The sequence below is a fragment of the Providencia sp. genome, assembly GCF_052096715.1.
Lineage (GTDB): Bacteria > Pseudomonadota > Gammaproteobacteria > Enterobacterales > Enterobacteriaceae > Providencia.
Map to the genome: position 1 here is coordinate 61850 of NZ_JBQDNB010000014.1, position 19555 is coordinate 81404.

Genomic DNA, 19555 nt, shown 5'->3' on the forward strand with positions numbered 1-19555 from the left:
ATAGTTAAACATTAGCACACTAAAATAGTGAAATTTAAGATAAGTTTAATTTCGGGTATTTAAAACATGAGATAAAACTAAAATAAAATATCGTTTAATTATTTATAAAAGCTCATATATTAATTAATCATCTCACAGAAAACTTAATTAATAATTTAAAGCGCAAAATAAAAATCCTGCGCCGATATATTTAAACAAACTATTTCCAACCACTAATAATAATACCAGCTCCCAATAGTACGACTAAAGCACCTACCCAATCTGTGGTTGTCAACTGCACCCCATCGACCACACGCAACCATATCAATGCAGTGACAATATATATTCCCCCATAAGTTGCATAAATTCTACCACTCGCTTCAGGGTGTAAGGTTAATAACCATACAAACAACATTAAACTTAAAGCGGCTGGTAGTAACAACCATGGACCACCTTGCTTTTTCATCCACAAATAGGGAAAGTAACATCCCGCAATTTCAGCAAGCGCAGTGATAAAGAATAAAACTATCATTTTAAAGGGCATAAAATCTCTTCTAATATATTGATTATAAATATTTTATTTATTCATATTACACTACCATAGACAAAAATTTAAATACTATTTGAGTCATCAATTAATTTATCAACAGGTAAAAGCTTAATTATTAAATTAAATAATTAAGCTAATGCAAAAACTAGTGCCATCCATGTTAAATAGATGGCATAAAATTTATGTTGATTTAACTAACAATAGAGAGAATCGCCTTGCTATTGGCAGTACAAATAACACAGTAGGAAAAGCAATCATCCATGATAGCCCCCAAGAAGTTATCCAAGGTGATAAGATTTCAGAGGTAAAGCCTAGTGCTCTGATGACACTAATAAGCGAAACAATGCCGCTCATTACTAAAGATAAGAAAAAAGGTACGAGGAAAATCATTGCTCTAGCAGGAAGTTTAGGGAAACCTAAAACATAATTTTTGTCTTGAAATGACATAAAGACTCCAAATTAAACGGTACACAACAGCACATAACTGTTAGTACAACAAAGTTATATGCGTTGATTTACGTAAACGCTTACGAGTCTTTAAGACCAATAACGTACATTCTATAATTTGTATTAATTTTGTCAACCTAAGCTAAACAATATATTTCATCGCGTTAATCTTAATATACATTAGTATTCAAAACCCCTAAATCCAATCGAGTAAGAACAAAAATTTCACCTCTTGAAATTCATCATCTTTCATTTATTATACGCCGTATAATTATTAATATTATAGGCTGAAAATGATCACAGGACATGTATTTATAGCAACAAGCGTAGATGGTTTTATTGCTCGTGAGAATGGAAATATTGATTGGTTACATGAAATAGATACCAAAAATGAAGATCATGGCTATGTGCAATTTATGCAGAATATTGATGCCATTATTATGGGACGAGGAACGTTTGAAACACTCAGTGCTATTAGGCCTTGGGTTTATGATATCCCTGTGCTTGTGCTTTCTAAAACACTGGCAGACCAATCAACTCCTACTGATCTTATCGGTAAAGTGCGTTTTGTGAATAAAACACCAAAAGAAGCAATGGCTTTACTCGAAAACGAAGGATGTCGGCGCGTTTACGTCGACGGAGGGCGTGTCGTTCAATCTTTCATTTATGATGCCCTAATCACTGACCTGATCATTACTCAAATTCCTCTTTTACTTGGCAATGGTCGTCGATTATTTGGCGATATTCCTAATGATATATTTCTACAACATCAAAAAACAAAAACATTCCCATCAGGATTTGTGCAATCAAAATATATTATAAAACGATAAATACACTAAAAATAAACATAACAAAACAAGAATTGAGATATCAATATGACTCAACGCAGCCGCGGTAGACCTAAAGCAAGTGAACCCCAAATTTCTCCAGAGGATATTATTACTCATGCATTATTGATTATCGACCGTGATGGCTTTGATAACTTAACCATGCGTGCGCTTGCGAAGGAAATGAATATCAATCCAATGACGATTTATCATCATTTTCAAGACCGTAGTGGCTTAATAAAAGCTATCGCAAACTCTCTATACGCTAATATTATTCCTACTTTAAAAGGGACGAATAGTGAACAAATTGAGGCTATTTTATTGGCCTATAGAACACAAGTTACACGTTACCCTGCACTCACTCTGGCGATATTTAATCTCCCCAATGCATTTCCTGAACAAGCTAAAAAAATAACAGAGAAACTAGTTTTCTTATTAGAACAACGAGGACTCCATTCTACAGAAGCATTGCAATGGACACATATATTAGTGGATTATACCCATGGAGAATCTCTTTCAGTCACTAAACAACCAACGATAAGCACGCCTAATTCAATCGAAGATAACCCTGAATTAACTCGTTACCGTAGTGCTATAAATATGCTTATTAATAACCTTAAGCATGGATTATAATCATTATTCATGCCGCTAAAACTTATTGCTCTAGCGGCATTTTTAAATCAAGGTACCTTTTGATTAAATTTATTATTATTTGCGTAAGGGATTTTTCCGTCGCATTGCTCAAAACTAAAACTTTCTCGGTCAACAAAACCCACAATATTATCTGAATCAAATAACTTTAATGCAAATTCAGCTAATTCATCACTCGTATGATAAGTGCCAAAAGATGCATCATAATCATAGTGTTCAATTCGATTAGCAACTTGGCCAAACTCTGTTTTTGTCGCTGCGGGTGCTAATACCTTAGCACTCAATTTAGCATCGGAAGCGAGTAGTTCCTTAGCTAATCCTTCGGTAAATACATTAACAAAAAATTTGGATGCGCAATAAGTAATAGCTGTTGGCACAATAGTATACCCACCAGCCGAGCTAATATTAATTAATTGGCTATTATCAATATGATGATAATCTCTCACGAATAATGAGGAGAGGATCGTTAAAGAATTTATATTTAAATTTAACAAGTGATTAAGCTCATCAATAGGTTGTTCTGATACCTCCCCATAATAGCCAATGCCTGCGTTGTTTATCCAAACTTGAATATCAATTTCTGCCAGTGAGTTATAAAGTAAAATGGCATTTTCAGGTACAGATAGATCAGCTGATTTTATAATCACGTCAATTTTTGAATTTACCTCCATAATTTCATCTTTTAGTTGCTGTAATAAACTCACTCGCCTAGCAACAACCACAACATTAAATCCTCTACCCGCGAATGCTTTTGCCATTGAGCGCCCAATACCCGAACTTGCACCTGTAATAACAACATATTTCTTATTTTTCATAACGCCTCCTTTGACAACATGGACTAAAGGGTAAAAGATAGAGCTAACTCTAAGTCAAGGCATTTAGGAAAATAGATGAATTACTCAATTAGTGAATTTGCAAATTTAACGGGATTTAGCACCTATACGCTGCGCTATTATGAAAAGGAACAGATACTAAAGCCTGCGAGACAAAACAATAATCACCGTTTTTATTCAGATAGAGATGTTGAGTGGATTAAATTTATTGCTCGTTTAAAAGAAACTGGCATGCCATTAAGAAATATAAAAAAATATGCCCAGCTCAGAGAAGAAGGCAACACTACGGTACAACAGAGAATGACACTGCTCATTGAACATAATGATAATCTAGAGGCACAGTTAACCGTACTTAGTGAACATTTAGTCAGCTTAAAACAAAAAATTAATCATTATGAGCAATTAATAAAATAATAAAAATCATCCCACTTGGTACTCAGGAGTCTGTATGACAACCTATATTCAACTCACCATCAAAAACGATCTCAGCGTTCTAACGTATCAATCAGATGACATAACACTGCCTATTGGACTGACAAATATAAATGGATATCGTTTACAACACTCGCCAATAACGCCTTATGAAGCTGAAATGGCTATTGAGCATATTGAAGACACTATTATTCCTGCTAGAAAACTATTTCCTACCGGAAAAATTAGCCTTTCGTGCACCAATGAAGAATTAAAACAAATACCTATAGATACTATTGACCTAAAGCAATTTATATCGACCTCACAAATAGAAAGAGCATTTAATGAATTAGTGAATGTCATTAATGGTGGCCCATCAAACTCAACAACCTTGCCATTAGATAAGTCATTTAGTGCATTTTTACTGATCATCAGAGAAATAACACATCATTGGGGACTAGAAGGCATTACGATTACAAAGTAATAGATACGCTTGCAGTACCTAAATTTCAATTTATATCAATAATTCAATACCTGTTTAACTTTCACATCTAGTTTAAGTTAATCAGGTTTTCTCTAGCTCTTTCAATAAACTCATACTGTTACAACACAAAGTAAAACACAAAAAATAGGCAATAGATTAAATTAATTTTTGTTTAGTCTTTTTTTTATTAATTTAAAATCTAATTTAATTTTATTAAATATACTTTTATTTTTACTAAAATGACCATTTAATAACTAAAGCACTAGCTTATGAGTACATGAAATTATTTATTATAGTTCCTAAAAACATTATAAATAATATGAAAAAAAGCCTTAATTAATATATTAATAATAAATTAATACATATTTATCAATAGATTAATTCATGGTGTGATCTTGTTCTCATTATCATATAAACAACTATTGATAAAACACCCTTTATACCCACAAAAAGCAATAAAAATAGATTAATACACCAGAAAACAACACTATAAATAAAATTTAATTCCAATTAAATGCACACTAACTAGCATATTATTTTATGAATTAGAATAATGATCTAGATCAATTCAATCAGTGTAAGTGAATATGTTAAAGTGTATCCAAGTTAAAGAAATAGATTTTATAAATTCATAAATATTGATTTAGATTAAAGAGAGCACTCCATGAAAAACATTAATTTAATTACTGCATTAGTATTAACCGTAATTTCTACAGGTGTTATAGCCGCAGATGGTAAAATTACTTTTAAAGGTGAAGTTGTCACACAAAGCTGCGTTGTTGAAGCGGCAGATCAAAGTAAAACAGTTACGTTACCAAAAATAAGTTCTGTATCATTAACACACCCGGGCGACACTACAGGTACAACACCATTTTCCATTGGATTAACTCATTGCGATTCATCCGATACAATTAAAGATGTTGGATTAAGCTTTGTTGGTCCAAATATTGACTTAGAGACAAATACGCTAAAAACAGACGGTGTTGGTGCAACAACAGCTAAAAACATTAATATTGCACTATATAATCAAGATGACTCTAAAATTATGCTAGGTGGCGATACAACAACTCAAAATACTAGCTATACTAAAATCAGTAATGATAAAGCACAGTTAAATTACTTTGCTAAATATTACTCTACAGGAATAGTCGAACCAGGCTTAGTAGAAACAACTGTTGATTTCGAAATTATTTATAAATAACTCTCTATTAAAAAACTAATTGGAAATAAGTTGCTTAGTTTGCTCTAATCAACTTATTCCTATTTGTATTCCTTACTAAAGAGCATCTAAATTTACTATGATCAAAAAAACGCTCCTAATCCTCCTGTCTTTAATAACCATTCCCGCTTATTCAAGTATTGTGGTTACAGGCACTCGATTTGTATACTCCTCAGATGAAAAAGAGATATCAGTTAATATTGAAAATACAGGCAATAAAGTAGCATTAAGCCAAGTTTGGCTTACTAATGGATTTTCAGAGAAAAGAACAGATAAGCAAACGACTAAAGCTGATATTGATGATGCACCTTTTGTTATTTTACCGCCTTTATTTAAACTTAAACCAAATAATGCACAAACTGTCCGTATCCTTTATACCGGAGAGCCATTAGCAACGGATAGAGAAACTATTTTTACATTGAATGTTTTAGATATTCCGCCTAAAAATAAAGAAATTGCAAATAGTCTTCAGATTTCTGTTCTATCAAAATTCAAGTTATTCTATCGACCAGTACAAATAGCCAGTGAATATGATTCATCTATCGATAATCTAGAATGGAAAATAATCAAGCAAGCAGATGGTATTTACCTCACAGCCAATAATAGTAGTGGTTTTTATATTACCCTTAATAAAGCAAAGGTTATTATTAATAAAACCGAGTATGAAACTCAATCTGACTTCAATATGATGGCACCATTTGGTGGAACAACAAAAACAAAAATAAACAAACTATCCTCGCTTCCTAATCAGCCTATAGAAATAAAATTCAGCTATATCAATGACTCAGGTGGAAGCTCAGATTTAACAAAAATAATTAATTAACCTTATTTGGTTTAGTCTATGAGAAGCTATATATCACAGCCATTATTATTACTGGTATTATTTTCTATGTCTATCATCAGCGTCCATGCTGCAGTTGATGATGATGATATGGAATTTAACCCTGCATTTATTAAAAACTATGCCGTAAGTAGTGACGCCTCTCTCGACAACTTCATCAGTAACAATGATGATACTCCGGGCCTATATAGCTTAGATATTGATGTAAACGAGCAATTTGTAGATAGATTACTCGTTAAGCTTGAAAAATCAGATGATATATTGCAAATTTGCTTAACTGAAAAACTTATAAATTCCCTTGGCATCATCGATTCACTAATGGAAAGTTATAATAAAAAAATCGAAAGTAATGGTAATGACACCTGTGTATTTCTTTCGGCATTGATTCCTGAATCTTCTTTTAATTTTAACTTTAGCAAACAACAACTTTCAATTACTATTCCACAAAGAGATTTGATAAAAAATATCGCTCCTGAAAATAATCCTGCTAATTGGGATGAAGGTAATGCTGTAATCTTTAGTAATTATTCTTTCAACCGCTATACTACCCGAGCAGAAGGCTACTCCAAAACAACGAATTCACTCAGTTTAAACTCAGGTATTAACCTTTTTAAATGGCGATTACGTCATGATAGTCAAATTTATGATGATCAGTACACCGCTATAAATACTTACCTAGAAAGAGATGTAGACCTAATTAAAAGTAAACTTACCTTTGGTGATTTTTATTCAGGTTCTATTTTTTCCAATGGGAGCTCATTACGAGGTATTCGCTTGCGTAATGATAATAGTATGTTATCAAATAGGGAAACTGGCTTCGCGCCCTCTATTCAGGGTATAGCAAAATCGCAAGCACAAATTAAAGTTTACTTACCGAACTCAAATACAGAAATTTATAGTACCGTAGTTCCTGCTGGACCATTTGAAATTAATGATTTATTACCCATTTACTACTCTGGTGACTTACTTGTTGAAATCATAGAATCTAATGGGGAAATTCAAAAAATGTTAATCCCTATCCAAAGTGGCTTATCTTTTACACGACCAGGTAAAATAGATTTTGATATAGGCGCCGGTAAATTACGTTATAAAGATAGTGTCTTTGGTGACCCCATTTTTGATGCATCAATGCGTTACGGTGTGAATAACTATCTTTCAACTTCTCTAGGGACAATTGCTAGCCAAGATTATTTATCTAATGCATTAGGTGTTACTGTTAATACCAATCTAGGTGCTTTCAATGCTGAAATGCTCCATTCAAAAGCTAAACTAAAAAATAGTAATAAAAATTTAGAAGGTAATGCCTATAAACTAAGCTACAGTAAATCTTTTGCTGAAACTAAAACCTATATTAATTTATCTTCAATTCAGTACGATTCGAAAAACTATACTAATGCCTATACTGCAATGCAGATGAACCAAAATGATTCCGACTATAATAATCAACAACAAAATAATAGATATAAATTAAAAACACAGTATACCTTATCAATGAGCCAACGCCTTCCTTATCAGTTAGGTAATTTGAACCTCAGCGGATCGCTTGCCGACTATTGGAATGGTAGCAGTCAAAATAAACAATACACTGTATCTTATAATACAAATATTCGTGATATTGGACTCACTACCTCTTTACAGAAAATTAATAATCAATTTAATAATGATACTTTATTTTCTATGTCAGTCAGTATTCCACTCTACTCTAATGAGAATACGATGAACCTAACTAGCAGCTATTTATCCGCGAATAAAACTCAAAATCTTGGTGTCGGTGTGAATGGTGCAATAGGAGAATCTGTTGATTATTTCGTAAACGTCGGACAAGATAAATATGATAACGAACAAAGTCATTATGGTTCAGCCAGCGTAAATTATAAATCTTCATTTGCTAATTTATCAACAGACTATAGTCAATATCAAGATGCAAAAACGCTTAATCTAAGTGCAAATGGCGCAATCGTCGGGCACTCCGGCGGAGTTTTATTTTCGAACACACTAGGTAACTCCTTTGCTATTATCAAAGCTGAAGGAGTAGAAAATGCCCATGTATTAGGTGCTGATACAACAACAAACCGTTGGGGATATGCCATACAGCCGAACTTAGTTCCTTATCGTAAAAATTTAGTTGGTATTGATACTAAAGACTTAAGCCAACAATACACCATTGAAGAATCTAAACAAATGGTTATTCCACGCTCGGGTAGCGCAGTATTCGTTGATTTAAAAACAAAAATTGGCGCACCTATTGTCTTAAGAATTACCGATAAAAATAATAACCCATTACCATTAGGGGCTACAGTTTATGATGATCAAGACCAATCGCTGACTTTTGTAGGACAAGGCGGAAAAATATTTTTAAATTTAAACGCACAGTTACATCATATTTATATCCATACTAATGCAGGCGAACAAGATATTTGCAAGGTTGATCTAGAGGATATCATTGCAAAGAACCTTCATAATGAAAAAATCACAACCCTTAATTTGACTTGTACAAAAGAGCAATAATGAAAATACCACTGATAGCCAAAATCATATTACTAGTTAGTACATTTATGGTCAGTACAACTGGGCTTACCTACAGCATAATTGATGATACTTCAGGACATGTCCCACCGAGATGGCGAGGCTCCAATATTAAAGCTACTTTGGGTACGGTATTATCTGGCACCTATAATTTTGGTGACATTATTATAGATATTAAAAATAAGCCTATCGAATTATTGTATGTGACTCACTTTCATATGTCATATGCAAAGCCTAGATTTAACTGTAATAAAGGTCAATATTATCGAGCAGCTATTACCGCCGATAGTATAGGTGTTGTTCTTGGAGAAAAGGATGGCTATGCCATTCTTCAATCAAATATACCAGGTATAGGTTATCGATTAGATATTGGTGGTGCAATTTCAGGAACTTATATAGATCCAGTAGTTTCCCGCTACAGCAAAGTCAGTGCAACAGGCGCTAATGATATTGAAATGTATTGCCAATCTACCGCTCAATTTGCAATGGCTATCAAGGTAACTTTAGTTCGCACTAATGAGTTACTCAATGATAACGCTTCTAAAGTATTTATCCCTGTTAATGTTACTCCGTTGTATCCAAGAACAGTCCAACTATTTGATAGTTCGGGTAATCTAGTTCTTAGTGGCACATGGACAATTCCTTTAAAAAATGCCAGTAATGCTTCAATTAACTATATTAAAGAATCATGTCGCTACCAATTCTCAAATAGTGAACAAATATTAAATTTAGGCAAAGTCAGTAGCCAGCAATTTACAGGTCCTGGCAGTACGGCTTATGGTGAAAATGGCCAACAAAAAATTGATATATTAGTTAATTGTTCAGGGACAAACTCAATTCGTCATATTCGTGCTTCTATTTTTGAAGGAATTTCAGGAAATGAAGCGGATCAAGCTTTGCGTCGTCAGGGTGTATTGCTAAATAATCTAACTGGTCCCAATGCAGCAAAAGGTATTGGCGTTCAATTATTAATTAATAATGATATCAAACCATTAGGATCTGACACACAAGATTATGTTAATGATGGCACTCAGTGGGATGTCATCGCTGGAAATCAAGCTCTTACTGGTGTATATAATTTTGCGCTTAGTGGTCGTTATTTCCAAATTGATCCTAAAATTCATGAAGGAAAGTTACAAACAACGGCAGGTTTCACCTTAATTTATCGCTGACCTTTAATAGGGTTTGATTAAAGTAACTAACATAATTTATTTATTACATTGTAATACTGAACATTTATCTGATACATAATAAGGCCACAATAAATAGTCATGTGGCCTTATTTGATACCTAATGGCTACGGGTATCTGTAATAGGTTGACGTACTAAAAAAATATAAGCAAATGCGCCTAACAACGTTACACAACTACAAATAATTAACGCTAAATTGAATGAATTAGTTTTATCTAAAATAAACCCTGTCACTATCGGAGCAAAAGATGCACAGATAAAACTCGCAAAATTCTGAATACTGCCAACAGAAGCAGTCATCCTTGAAGCCACTGAAACATGAATAAGCCCCCATGCAGAAGTACCCGCAAAGTGAATACAAAATAGCGCCATACCAATCAGTAAAACTGCAGACATTGATGTCGTAGCCTGTGGCACAATAAAAGTAAATATTGCAGAACAAACCATACCAATAACAATGCTTATTTTACGACTTTTTAAAGGAGCCATTCCTTTTTTTACCAACCAATCTGTCGCATATCCATTTAGTAACATTCCTGCTGCGCCAAATAAAAATGGAATTGCAGCCATCATCCCTGTGCTTTTTAAATCCAAATTATATGCAGTCTGTAAATAGCCTGGTAACCAAGCTAAATAGAGCCAAGCCGTATAATTGATACCGCTAAAGCCCAACATCATTCCCCACATTGTACGGTTACGAAATAAGCCTCTCCATTCAGAAAAACTTAATGGATCGCGTTTAACATTAACACTTCCCGCATTTAAATAGTCTTGTTCATCACTATTTAAGACAACTTCCTCTCTATTGCGATATAACATATACCAGCCTATAGCGAGAAACATTCCCAGTACACCAATGGTGATAAACATACCCCGCCAACCGATAACTAGCATCATTGCAGCTAGTAATGGTGGGCTTATTGCCATCGCAATTGTCGAAGCCGCATTAAAATATCCCATAGGGCGACCACGTTCTTTAATATTGAACCAGTCATTAATTACTTTTACTCCACATGGGTTCATTGGCGCTTCACCAATTCCCATTCCGATCCGAGCTAATACAAATTGGGTAAATGAATGAACTAGCCCTGACAGGGCTTGAAATAATGACCAAAAAAACATGCCAATGCCAAGCATTAACCGAGGCCCTTTTCTATCAAGCAGTGGGCCACAAGGTAATTGTGCAATACCATAAGCCAATGAAAAAACTGACAATAATATGCCTATTTCAGTTGCACTTAGACCTAGCTCTTCTCTAATGGTTAAATTTGCTACAGAAAGCGAACTTCTATCAAGATAGTTTATAATGGCAGCTAAAAATAAAAGGATCATTGCTGTCATTTGTATCCGCTTCAAACGTTTACTTTTTTCAGGTATTGGAATTGTAGTATTCAAATCTTTAGTTTTCTTATCATCACTTAAATTATTTTGATGATTGATAATGCTATCTGTTTTATCCACATTAACTCCCTATCTTCCCAGAATTATATTCAGATTAGTTAACTAAAATCCTAATTAATTGATTGTTATTTATTTTTTACTTTATTTTAGATCTAGACGTCATTTTCATGATTTTGTTCAACCTGAGAATATGTGGGAAGACATATTTATAATTTATAATTTCATAAATTCGTGCACTTGATAGTAATTTACTGCTTTTTATCGGTACTTAATTATTAAATTAATTTATTTCCCTGATTTTTATTAATTAAAAACATATTTAATACTGTTTTGTGCGTATTACATCACAAATCAAATGGGTATTATTATTATTTTCTCCTTTTTAGCTGAAATTAGCAGGAATACAAAATAAGGAGAGCATTATGTCAATAATAAATACATTAGTTTGCCAAGAACCTAAAAAATTAATTTGGGAAAAACGTTCTATTTCAGAACCTAATTCAAATGAAGCTAAAATTAAAATTAAAACAGTGGGAATATGTGGAACCGATATTCACGCTTGGGGAGGGAATCAACCTTTTTTTAGCTACCCTCGTGTATTAGGGCATGAAATTTGTGGCGAAATTGTTCAGCTAGGTTCCAACAAATCAGCGTTTAATGTTGGACAACAAGTTGCCGTTATTCCCTACGTTGCATGCCAAAAATGTCCTTCTTGTTTAAGTGGTCGCACAAACTGCTGTGAAAATATTTCTGTTATCGGTGTCCACCAAGATGGCGGGTTTGCAGACTACTTAAATGTTCCTGTTACAAATTTATTACCTGCTGAAGGAATTGCACCAGAAGCCGCAGCATTAATAGAACCTTTTGCTATTAGCGCGCATGCAGTTCGCCGCGCTGCTGTACAGGCAAATGAAGCAATATTAGTTGTTGGTGCAGGACCTATTGGTTTAGGTGTTGCCGCCATTGCTCATGCTGACGGTGCTCAGGTTGTTGTAGCAGACACTAGTGAAGCAAGACGCAATCATGTGGATAAATATTTATCACTGCCAACAGTTGACCCTTCTGCTGATAATTTTGAAGAGCAATTAAAACAATTATTTGCAGGAGCTTTACCTTTAAAAGTTATTGATGCAACGGGTAATCAACATGCCATGAATAATACAGTTAACCTGATCCGACACGGCGGAACCATTGTGTTTGTAGGATTATTTAAAGGTAATTTACAAATTTCCGATCCTGATTTTCATAAAAAAGAAACAACAATGATGGGAAGCCGTAATGCAACGCCAGAAGACTTTGAAAAAGTAGGTCGCTTAATGGCTAATAACCAATTAAATGCCGAAATGATGTTAACGCACCACTATCAATTTACCTCTCTAGCTGAAATATACGAACAAGAAGTTATTAATAATAGAGAGTTAATTAAAGGCGTTATCCATTTTTAATATTTGGAGCATGAGAATGAAAACATTAAATCGTCAAGATTTTTTAGGGAAGAATTATCCAACTCGTATTATTCAATTTGGTGAAGGCAATTTTTTACGTGCCTTTATAGGTTGGAGTATTGATATTTTAAATGAAAAAACTAACCTTGATGCAGGCATTACTGTTATTCGCCCTATTAATACGGATTTTCCACCATCATTAAATACCCAAGATGGTCTTTACACTACCATTATTCGTGGTTTAAATGAAAATGGTGATAAAATAAGTCAGTCTAGGCTGATCCGTTCTGTCAATAATGAAATAAATCCTTATAAAAATTATGATGAACACTTAGCTCTCGCTCAAGATAAAAATATCCGTTTTGTCTTTTCAAATACGACGGAAGCCGGTATTAGTTATCATGAAAATGATAAAGTGAATGATAAACCACCAGTCAGTTTTCCAGCTAAACTTACCAGACTTCTGTTAGAGCGATTTAATCATTTTAACGGTGCAGCAGATAAAGGCTGGGTTATCATACCTTGTGAGTTAATTGATTATAATGGGGATGCCTTAAAAGCATTAATTTTACGTTATGCGCAAGAATGGCAGCTACCCGCCGAATTTATTGAATGGATAAACACTGCAAATACCTTTTGTTCTACACTCGTTGACCGCATTGTCACCGGTTATCCAAAAGATGAGGCTCAACAATTAGAACAAGAGCTGGGTTATCATGATGCTTTTTTAGATACCGCCGAATACTTTTATCTATTTGTTATCCAAGGTCCTGAATGGTTAGAACAAGAATTACACCTTGATAAATACCCAATGAATATTCAAATAGTTGATGACATCAAACCTTATAAAGAACGAAAAGTAGCCATTCTAAATGGTGCTCATACCGCAATGGTACCTATTGCTTGGCTATGTGGGTTAAATACGGTTGGCGAGGCCATGCAAGATGATGATGTTAGGGAATTTATTGAGAAGTTATTAAGTGAAGATATTATTCCTGTTTTAGATTTACCTGAAAACCAATTACGCGCTTTTGCTGAAGCGGTTACAAGTCGTTTTCAAAATCCGTATATTCAACACCAGCTCCTTTCTATTGCATTAAATAGTATGACAAAATTCCGAACTCGTATATTACCTCAGCTTATTTCGGGTATGAATAAAGGTTATATTTCAGAACGTTTAAGTTTTGCTCTTGCAGCACTACTGGTCTTTTATCGAGGACAGCGTTTTGAGGAGTTTTATCCCTTACAAGATGATGATATATGGTTAACACGTTTTACTGAGTTATGGCCACGTGTTGGTAATACACTTGATTCAAAAGAATTTGTTCGTATTATTCTTTCTGATGAAAATCATTGGGAACAAAATTTAAGTAAAAATGACAAACTGGTTGATAAAGTTGCCCTACACCTTGATGCTATTTTGCAACAAGGCATGAGAAAATCAATCAAATCATTAAAATAATCACCTATTCTACACGCGACTTTAACTGTAACTTAAATAGCGTGTAGATATCTTTTGTTACTATAGATCTTTATGATTTAGCAATAAGAAAATATAAAATTACTCGCTCGCAAACTGGAATTTTAAATATTGTCATGGCAAGAACGCAAAATTTACGACATAAAGTCATTAATCAATTTATTGATGCAATTCGTCATCAGTATATTTGTTCGCCGCTACCTTCCCAATCAGTACTTGCAGAAATGTATAATGTGAGTCGCACGACAGTTCGCCATGTATTAACCTATCTCACTCGGCAAAAAATATTAGAAAATATTGGCAATGATTACGTCATTATTAGAAAACCTAACGATGAAGATCTACTTGATACCATTGTTGATCTACCAGATATACAACTCAATGAATTTGAATCCTTTTTTTACAAGTTAATCCAACAAAAAGAACTTAAGCCTGGAGATAACTTTACTGAATTGCAACTTGCTCATCGAGCCAACGTTAGCCCTGTCGTTGTCAGGGAATTTTTACTGCAATTTTCTCAATATAATCTCATTGAAAACTTGCGTCGTGGGCTCTGGAGCCTTAAAACTTTTGAACAGGATCACGCAGAAAAATTATTTGAATTACGTGAACTACTCGAAACCTATGCACTCACGCGTTTTATGAATTTACCCGCTAATGATAAACGTTGGGTACAAGCTAAAGAATTATTATTTCAACATAGAGAATTAAGAGAAACTATTGTTGATAATTATCGTGCTTTTTCTGATTTAGACCGTAAATTCCACACCTTGCTTCTCTCTGCTGCGGAAAATCCATTTTTTGACCAATCATTAAATATGGTTACCATTATATTCCATTTTCATTATCAATGGGACGATAGCGATCTACGTGAACGTAACGCTTTAGCCATTGAAGAACATATGACAATTTTAAGTGCCATCGTCAGTCACAATGACTTACAAGCTATGAACGAGCTACGCAATCATTTATATACGGCAAAACAATCAATGAAGCGCTCCCTTCAAACATCAATAGCTCAACCTTCTAAATAGTGGGATTCAGATAAATTATTCACTATTCCTCCAATTTTATTTTTAAATTGAATAATTGATATACATCAATAAAAAAACAATTTCTTCTCAAATTTAATTTAAAAGGTACATAATAAATATCAGTTAGGGCTAAGTAGGTAGCTATACTATTTTGTCCGGTGATTGTGTAAAACTTATCTATACTTAATATTAGCTATACTTAATATTAGATAGATAAACGAGCATCACAAACTAATCCAAACATATTTAGGAGTGAATAATGAGCAAAGCTAAAGAATTGCAAATCCGCCCACTCAAAACACCAACTGACCTCTCACCTGAAGCGACTAAAGATATTAGTGCCGCTATGAATGCGATATTGGCTGATATTTTTGCTATTTATCTTAAAACCAAAAATTTCCATTGGCACATGAGTGGACCGCATTTCCGTGATTATCATCTCCTATTGGATGAGCAGGGAGAACAATTGTACGCAATGACAGATCCTATTGCTGAACGTGTACGTAAAATTGGTGGCGTGACGCTACACTCCATAAGCCAGATATCTAAAATGCAAAGAATAAGCGATAACAACGCTGAATATGTTGAACCTTTGGATATGTTAGCTGAGCTATGTGAAGATAATAAACTGCTTGCTGCTGAATTTAGAGAAGCCCATGAGGTCTGTTCACAGTATGGTGATTATTCAACTACTAGCTTAATTGAAAACTGGATTGATGAAACCGAGCGCCGTGTTTGGTTCTTATTCGAAGCTTGTCGCGAAGCAAAAACTTCTGGTCATTAATTCTATTACCTTTTTAAGCCACTTTACTTGTATGTAAAGTGGCTTTTCTCTTAGGCGTCAAATTACTATTTGCAATATCAACCGATAATATCAGTTAATCTCTTGTCATTTAAACTTAAGGATTGTGGTCATCGTCATCGTGATTATGATCTTTATGACTATGCAGTTCTAATTCGGTTTCACGTCTTTGACATTCAGTTAAATACTGTATTGAGTCTGCTTTTCCCGTTGCCGGATCAACATAATAAAAACCTACTGTATTTTGCTCAGGTGAAAATACCTCAATGGCACGCCCATCATCATAATAAAGATCGCCTTTACTAATCATTACCTTAAAATCTTTAATACTTTCAACCTGCCTTTGCTGTTCATTTTTCGTCATCGTATAGCCAGTATAATCACCACCATCAAATTTCATGATATGTAGTGTATTATCAATTAAATAAACTCTTGCTGTCGTCGCAGCAGTAGGGAAAGTAAATAAGCCATTTCTCTCCCGAGATATCTCATTAAACGATTGATCAATAGAACAATCAAAAGCACGTTCTGAACGAATAAGATTACAACCAGACAGCAGAAGCGTTGAAACCAATAACATCCCTATTCTTTTCATATATTCCCTAATTTATTCAATAGCTTATTTAACAGTTAACTATACTAGCTAATTTGATTTAGCATTAAAGATACCACCCATAAGCTAAACTTTCATCCAAAAATGAAAATCAATCTAAGATAAATTGTTAATAAAAGTAAAATATATGCCACTAGATCACCTTAAGCATTTAAATACTTAAGGTGATTTCATCAACCATAATTAGAAATTAGCTTCTATACCAAATCTAAACGTTCTTCCTGGAATTGGCATATAAATTACCGTACCTGGGTCGAAGGCATATCGGTTAGTCAAATTATCAATATTGAAATTTAAGTTAATATTTTTTTGAAGATAGTATTTACCGAAAACATCCATAGTTGTTGATGAATAAAGTTTTTCAACTGGTGCTGCTGCCGTGCCCGCTAACCATTTTTGAGGATAATCTTTTCCTGAGTTATAACGCACTCTTAAGCCTGTTTGTAATTTTTGATCGAACAATTTGACACCAACAATTCCCGAAACAATCTTTTTCGGTGGTATTCTAGACGGCGATAATCCCCAAGAAAAACCCACTGAATTACACGCTGATGGTAATCTGCCAAGTTCCATTTCATCTGCCGAACATAGCTCAGAGTTATTATAAAATGTTGCATCTAATGAACCGAAAGCATAATTAGAATCATATTTCAGCTCGACTTCATAACCAGAGAGTTTGAAACTGTCATAATTTTTAGTCACTACATAAGGTGAGGACCAATCATCTAATTTAGGATTCACCCCCTGAGATAAATAATCCTTTATATTATTATCGAAATACGCGACACGTAATGACGTGGTATCTTCATCCAAAATAATATTTTTTTTCTCTACATTAATACCCAACTCAAATGATTTAGCGTGCTCAGGTCTTAATGGCACATTCGGGCTATAAGAGTATGTTTGCCCTGAAACTGTGCTTTCAAATAAACTTGGCTCTCGATAACTATCTGAATATTTAGTATAGACATCAAGCTCATTGGTTATATGAAAACGAACTTCACCCATTAAATCATTCTTAGGTCCGTAGCTGCGACTTTTCCCTTCAATATGGTCATCAACTTCAAATGAATGTATTCGCCAACCGGCAAGTGTTGTGAACCAATCATTTCTGTATTCGATATTCGTAAATGCCGACGTATTTGTTCCTTTCGCATCTCGCGTGACGGATGGTAGCTCTTCACCTTGTAAAATCCCATTAGGTGTCCAAATTGGCTGATATCGCTTACTTAGTGGTTTAGACTTTTGAACCATGTATTCCACACCATAAGTAATATCAATCGGATAGTTAGCAACCTGAGAGGTATTCTCTAGATTAAATCCTATTCTTTCATCTGAATATCTGTGTTGGTATTGGTCGCCATAATGAGCGGTCACATCCTCAGTTAAGCCATTTCGCTGATTGAATGTTCCTTTCGTCCACCATAAACCTAAATTCATATCCACCAAAATTGAGTCTGGCTTATATGAATAGTTCATAGACGCCGTATCAACTTCCGCGCTTCCAAGCGACCATTGGGGCATTCTTCCATCACTTTGGTACCAATAAGCGGCTAAAACCTCTCCGGCTTTTTGTTCATGTCGACGATAATTCAGTTCCAAACTAGCGTCTGGATTAAAATAGATATTTGTTTTTAATAAAGTCGATTTACTTTCATAACTGGTATTAACGACCTCTTGCCCTGGTAATATAGGGGCATTGGTATTTTTATATTTTGAATAACCGTGTTTACCTGCAAAGAAATTACCCTGAGTTCTATCGCTATAAGCAATTAAAAAATCAAATTTTTCATTTCTAAATGCAGCTCCCGCAGTATAAGAACCATTATTAAAATGAGTACTTTGCAGATTTTGTGAAGGCCTATAGTTGCCTTGAAGGCGGTTATCTGAACTGATTGTTGGTCTTACATTATTATTATATATATTACCTTTAAATAAGAAACCGAACTGGTCGCCTTGAGGAATAATACTATTGGCCGAGAGTGTTTTTAATTTAACCGTACCACCAATTGCGCCTCCTGAGAATTTACTCATGGAAGCCCCCTTTTCTATATCAATAGTATCGATTAAATCCATATCAATATAAGTTCGGTCTGAGCTTCCTTGGTAACCACGCCATGTATTGGTTGATTGCAAGCTACCATCGATAACAATCGGTACTCGCCCATTACCTTGTAGCCCTCTTATTCCTATATCGAGCGCCCCAGCCTCATTTCGAGCGTTATTTATTTGTAACGATGATTCATTTGCAAATACATCAGAGTTAGTTGTTCCTCTTATTGTACTAATATCCCCAGTATTAATATGTTTACTGTCAGATTTTATTTTACTTGCCGTCACTGTAATTTTATCTTTTACTGACGATGATGTGTTTTCATTTGCATATACTGAAGCTGATGTGTACAAAATAGCCAAACCAACTATATTTCGTTTAGTATTAAATCTCATTTAAGTAATGCCTTTCATTAATCAATTACCATTTATTTGGTATAATTGAATATTTGCCAATAGATTAAATTTAAGTTCTTCGTGTTATAACCACACAATTTAAATGTGGTTGAATTTCCAATTTATTATTTTTAATTAAACTAATTTGAGATATGTTCTAGGTATAACGAATACTTTATAATTCAAGCAAACAATATACCGTTTTGATAACAATTATCAATATGATAATGAATATCATTAACATTAAAATTTCTATTGTTTATTAAATAGGTGTTTATTACATAAGCATTTATTTAATTATTGCACTTAATATTCAAAAAATAACAACGTAATAATTAAGGGAATTGAAATGGCTCACCTAATTGATCAGGAA

At 34.0% G+C, this 19555-nt stretch carries 18 protein-coding genes; 12 read left to right on the forward strand and 6 right to left on the reverse strand.

Annotation, left to right across the window (positions count from 1 at the left end):
- Nucleotides 1-199: 199 nt before the first annotated feature.
- Nucleotides 200-523 (reverse strand): YnfA family protein, encoded by a 324-nt coding sequence (locus ACTH6U_RS12325; protein ID WP_441832295.1) that lies wholly within the window; start codon nt 521-523, stop codon nt 200-202.
- Nucleotides 524-709: 186 nt separating this feature from the next.
- Nucleotides 710-976, reverse strand: coding sequence for a DUF2798 domain-containing protein (locus tag ACTH6U_RS12330; RefSeq protein WP_294107255.1), 267 nt, complete (start codon nt 974-976; stop codon nt 710-712).
- A 293-nt stretch (nt 977-1269) separates the two neighbouring features.
- Between ACTH6U_RS12330 and ACTH6U_RS12335 the strand changes: the two genes are divergently transcribed.
- Both ACTH6U_RS12335 and ACTH6U_RS12340 read left to right on the forward strand, forming a co-directional pair.
- A complete protein-coding gene (locus ACTH6U_RS12335; RefSeq protein WP_441832296.1) occupies nt 1270-1806 on the forward strand; it encodes a dihydrofolate reductase family protein in 537 nt (178 codons plus the stop codon).
- A gap of 45 nt (nt 1807-1851) precedes the next feature.
- Entirely contained in the window at nt 1852-2436 is a 585-nt protein-coding gene (locus tag ACTH6U_RS12340) for a TetR/AcrR family transcriptional regulator (RefSeq protein ID WP_294107257.1), read from the forward strand.
- Nucleotides 2437-2483: 47 nt separating this feature from the next.
- Here ACTH6U_RS12340 and ACTH6U_RS12345 read toward each other — a convergent pair whose 3' ends face one another.
- Complete coding sequence (locus ACTH6U_RS12345) at nt 2484-3269, reverse strand: SDR family NAD(P)-dependent oxidoreductase (protein WP_336430801.1); 786 nt, start codon at nt 3267-3269, stop codon at nt 2484-2486.
- A 75-nt stretch (nt 3270-3344) separates the two neighbouring features.
- Between ACTH6U_RS12345 and ACTH6U_RS12350 the strand changes: the two genes are divergently transcribed.
- The 6 genes from ACTH6U_RS12350 to ACTH6U_RS12375 all read left to right on the forward strand — a co-directional run bounded on the left by ACTH6U_RS12350 (nt 3345) and on the right by ACTH6U_RS12375 (nt 9940).
- Nucleotides 3345-3701 (forward strand): MerR family transcriptional regulator, encoded by a 357-nt coding sequence (locus tag ACTH6U_RS12350; RefSeq protein ID WP_294107259.1) that lies wholly within the window; start codon nt 3345-3347, stop codon nt 3699-3701.
- 34 nt (nt 3702-3735) lie between these two features.
- Nucleotides 3736-4182 carry a hypothetical protein gene (locus ACTH6U_RS12355; RefSeq protein ID WP_294107260.1) on the forward strand — a complete coding sequence of 149 codons (447 nt, stop codon included), beginning with the start codon at nt 3736-3738 and terminating at the stop codon, nt 4180-4182.
- Nucleotides 4183-4846: 664 nt separating this feature from the next.
- A complete protein-coding gene (locus ACTH6U_RS12360) occupies nt 4847-5383 on the forward strand; it encodes a fimbrial protein (RefSeq protein ID WP_294107261.1) in 537 nt (178 codons plus the stop codon).
- Nucleotides 5384-5480: 97 nt separating this feature from the next.
- A complete protein-coding gene (locus ACTH6U_RS12365) occupies nt 5481-6224 on the forward strand; it encodes a fimbrial biogenesis chaperone (RefSeq protein WP_434718621.1) in 744 nt (247 codons plus the stop codon).
- Nucleotides 6225-6242: 18 nt separating this feature from the next.
- Complete coding sequence (locus ACTH6U_RS12370) at nt 6243-8750, forward strand: fimbria/pilus outer membrane usher protein (RefSeq protein ID WP_441832297.1); 2508 nt, start codon at nt 6243-6245, stop codon at nt 8748-8750.
- Nucleotides 8750-9940, forward strand: a complete 1191-nt coding sequence (locus tag ACTH6U_RS12375) for a fimbrial protein (protein ID WP_336430802.1) — start codon at nt 8750-8752, stop codon at nt 9938-9940. The genes ACTH6U_RS12370 and ACTH6U_RS12375 overlap by 1 nt, the downstream gene beginning before the upstream one ends.
- A gap of 118 nt (nt 9941-10058) precedes the next feature.
- Here ACTH6U_RS12375 and ACTH6U_RS12380 read toward each other — a convergent pair whose 3' ends face one another.
- Nucleotides 10059-11354, reverse strand: a complete 1296-nt coding sequence (locus ACTH6U_RS12380; RefSeq protein WP_441832322.1) for an MFS transporter — start codon at nt 11352-11354, stop codon at nt 10059-10061.
- A gap of 428 nt (nt 11355-11782) precedes the next feature.
- Between ACTH6U_RS12380 and ACTH6U_RS12385 the strand changes: the two genes are divergently transcribed.
- The 4 genes from ACTH6U_RS12385 to ACTH6U_RS12400 all read left to right on the forward strand — a co-directional run bounded on the left by ACTH6U_RS12385 (nt 11783) and on the right by ACTH6U_RS12400 (nt 16103).
- Entirely contained in the window at nt 11783-12805 is a 1023-nt protein-coding gene (locus ACTH6U_RS12385) for a zinc-binding alcohol dehydrogenase family protein (RefSeq protein ID WP_441832298.1), read from the forward strand.
- 16 nt (nt 12806-12821) lie between these two features.
- Nucleotides 12822-14267 carry a tagaturonate reductase gene (locus ACTH6U_RS12390; RefSeq protein WP_441832299.1) on the forward strand — a complete coding sequence of 482 codons (1446 nt, stop codon included), beginning with the start codon at nt 12822-12824 and terminating at the stop codon, nt 14265-14267.
- A 134-nt stretch (nt 14268-14401) separates the two neighbouring features.
- On the forward strand, nt 14402-15319 hold the full coding sequence (locus ACTH6U_RS12395; protein WP_294107267.1) for a GntR family transcriptional regulator: 918 nt from the start codon (nt 14402-14404) through the stop codon (nt 15317-15319).
- Between the two features lie 259 nt (nt 15320-15578).
- Nucleotides 15579-16103: a Dps family protein gene (locus ACTH6U_RS12400; RefSeq protein ID WP_294107268.1), complete on the forward strand. Its 525-nt coding sequence runs from the start codon at nt 15579-15581 to the stop codon at nt 16101-16103.
- Between the two features lie 115 nt (nt 16104-16218).
- Here the strand turns inward: ACTH6U_RS12400 and ACTH6U_RS12405 are convergent, their stop codons facing one another.
- Both ACTH6U_RS12405 and ACTH6U_RS12410 read right to left on the reverse strand, forming a co-directional pair.
- A complete protein-coding gene (locus ACTH6U_RS12405; protein WP_434718616.1) occupies nt 16219-16716 on the reverse strand; it encodes a hypothetical protein in 498 nt (165 codons plus the stop codon).
- 201 nt (nt 16717-16917) lie between these two features.
- Nucleotides 16918-19182 carry a TonB-dependent receptor domain-containing protein gene (locus ACTH6U_RS12410; RefSeq protein ID WP_441832300.1) on the reverse strand — a complete coding sequence of 755 codons (2265 nt, stop codon included), beginning with the start codon at nt 19180-19182 and terminating at the stop codon, nt 16918-16920.
- Nucleotides 19183-19555: the final 373 nt, after the last annotated feature.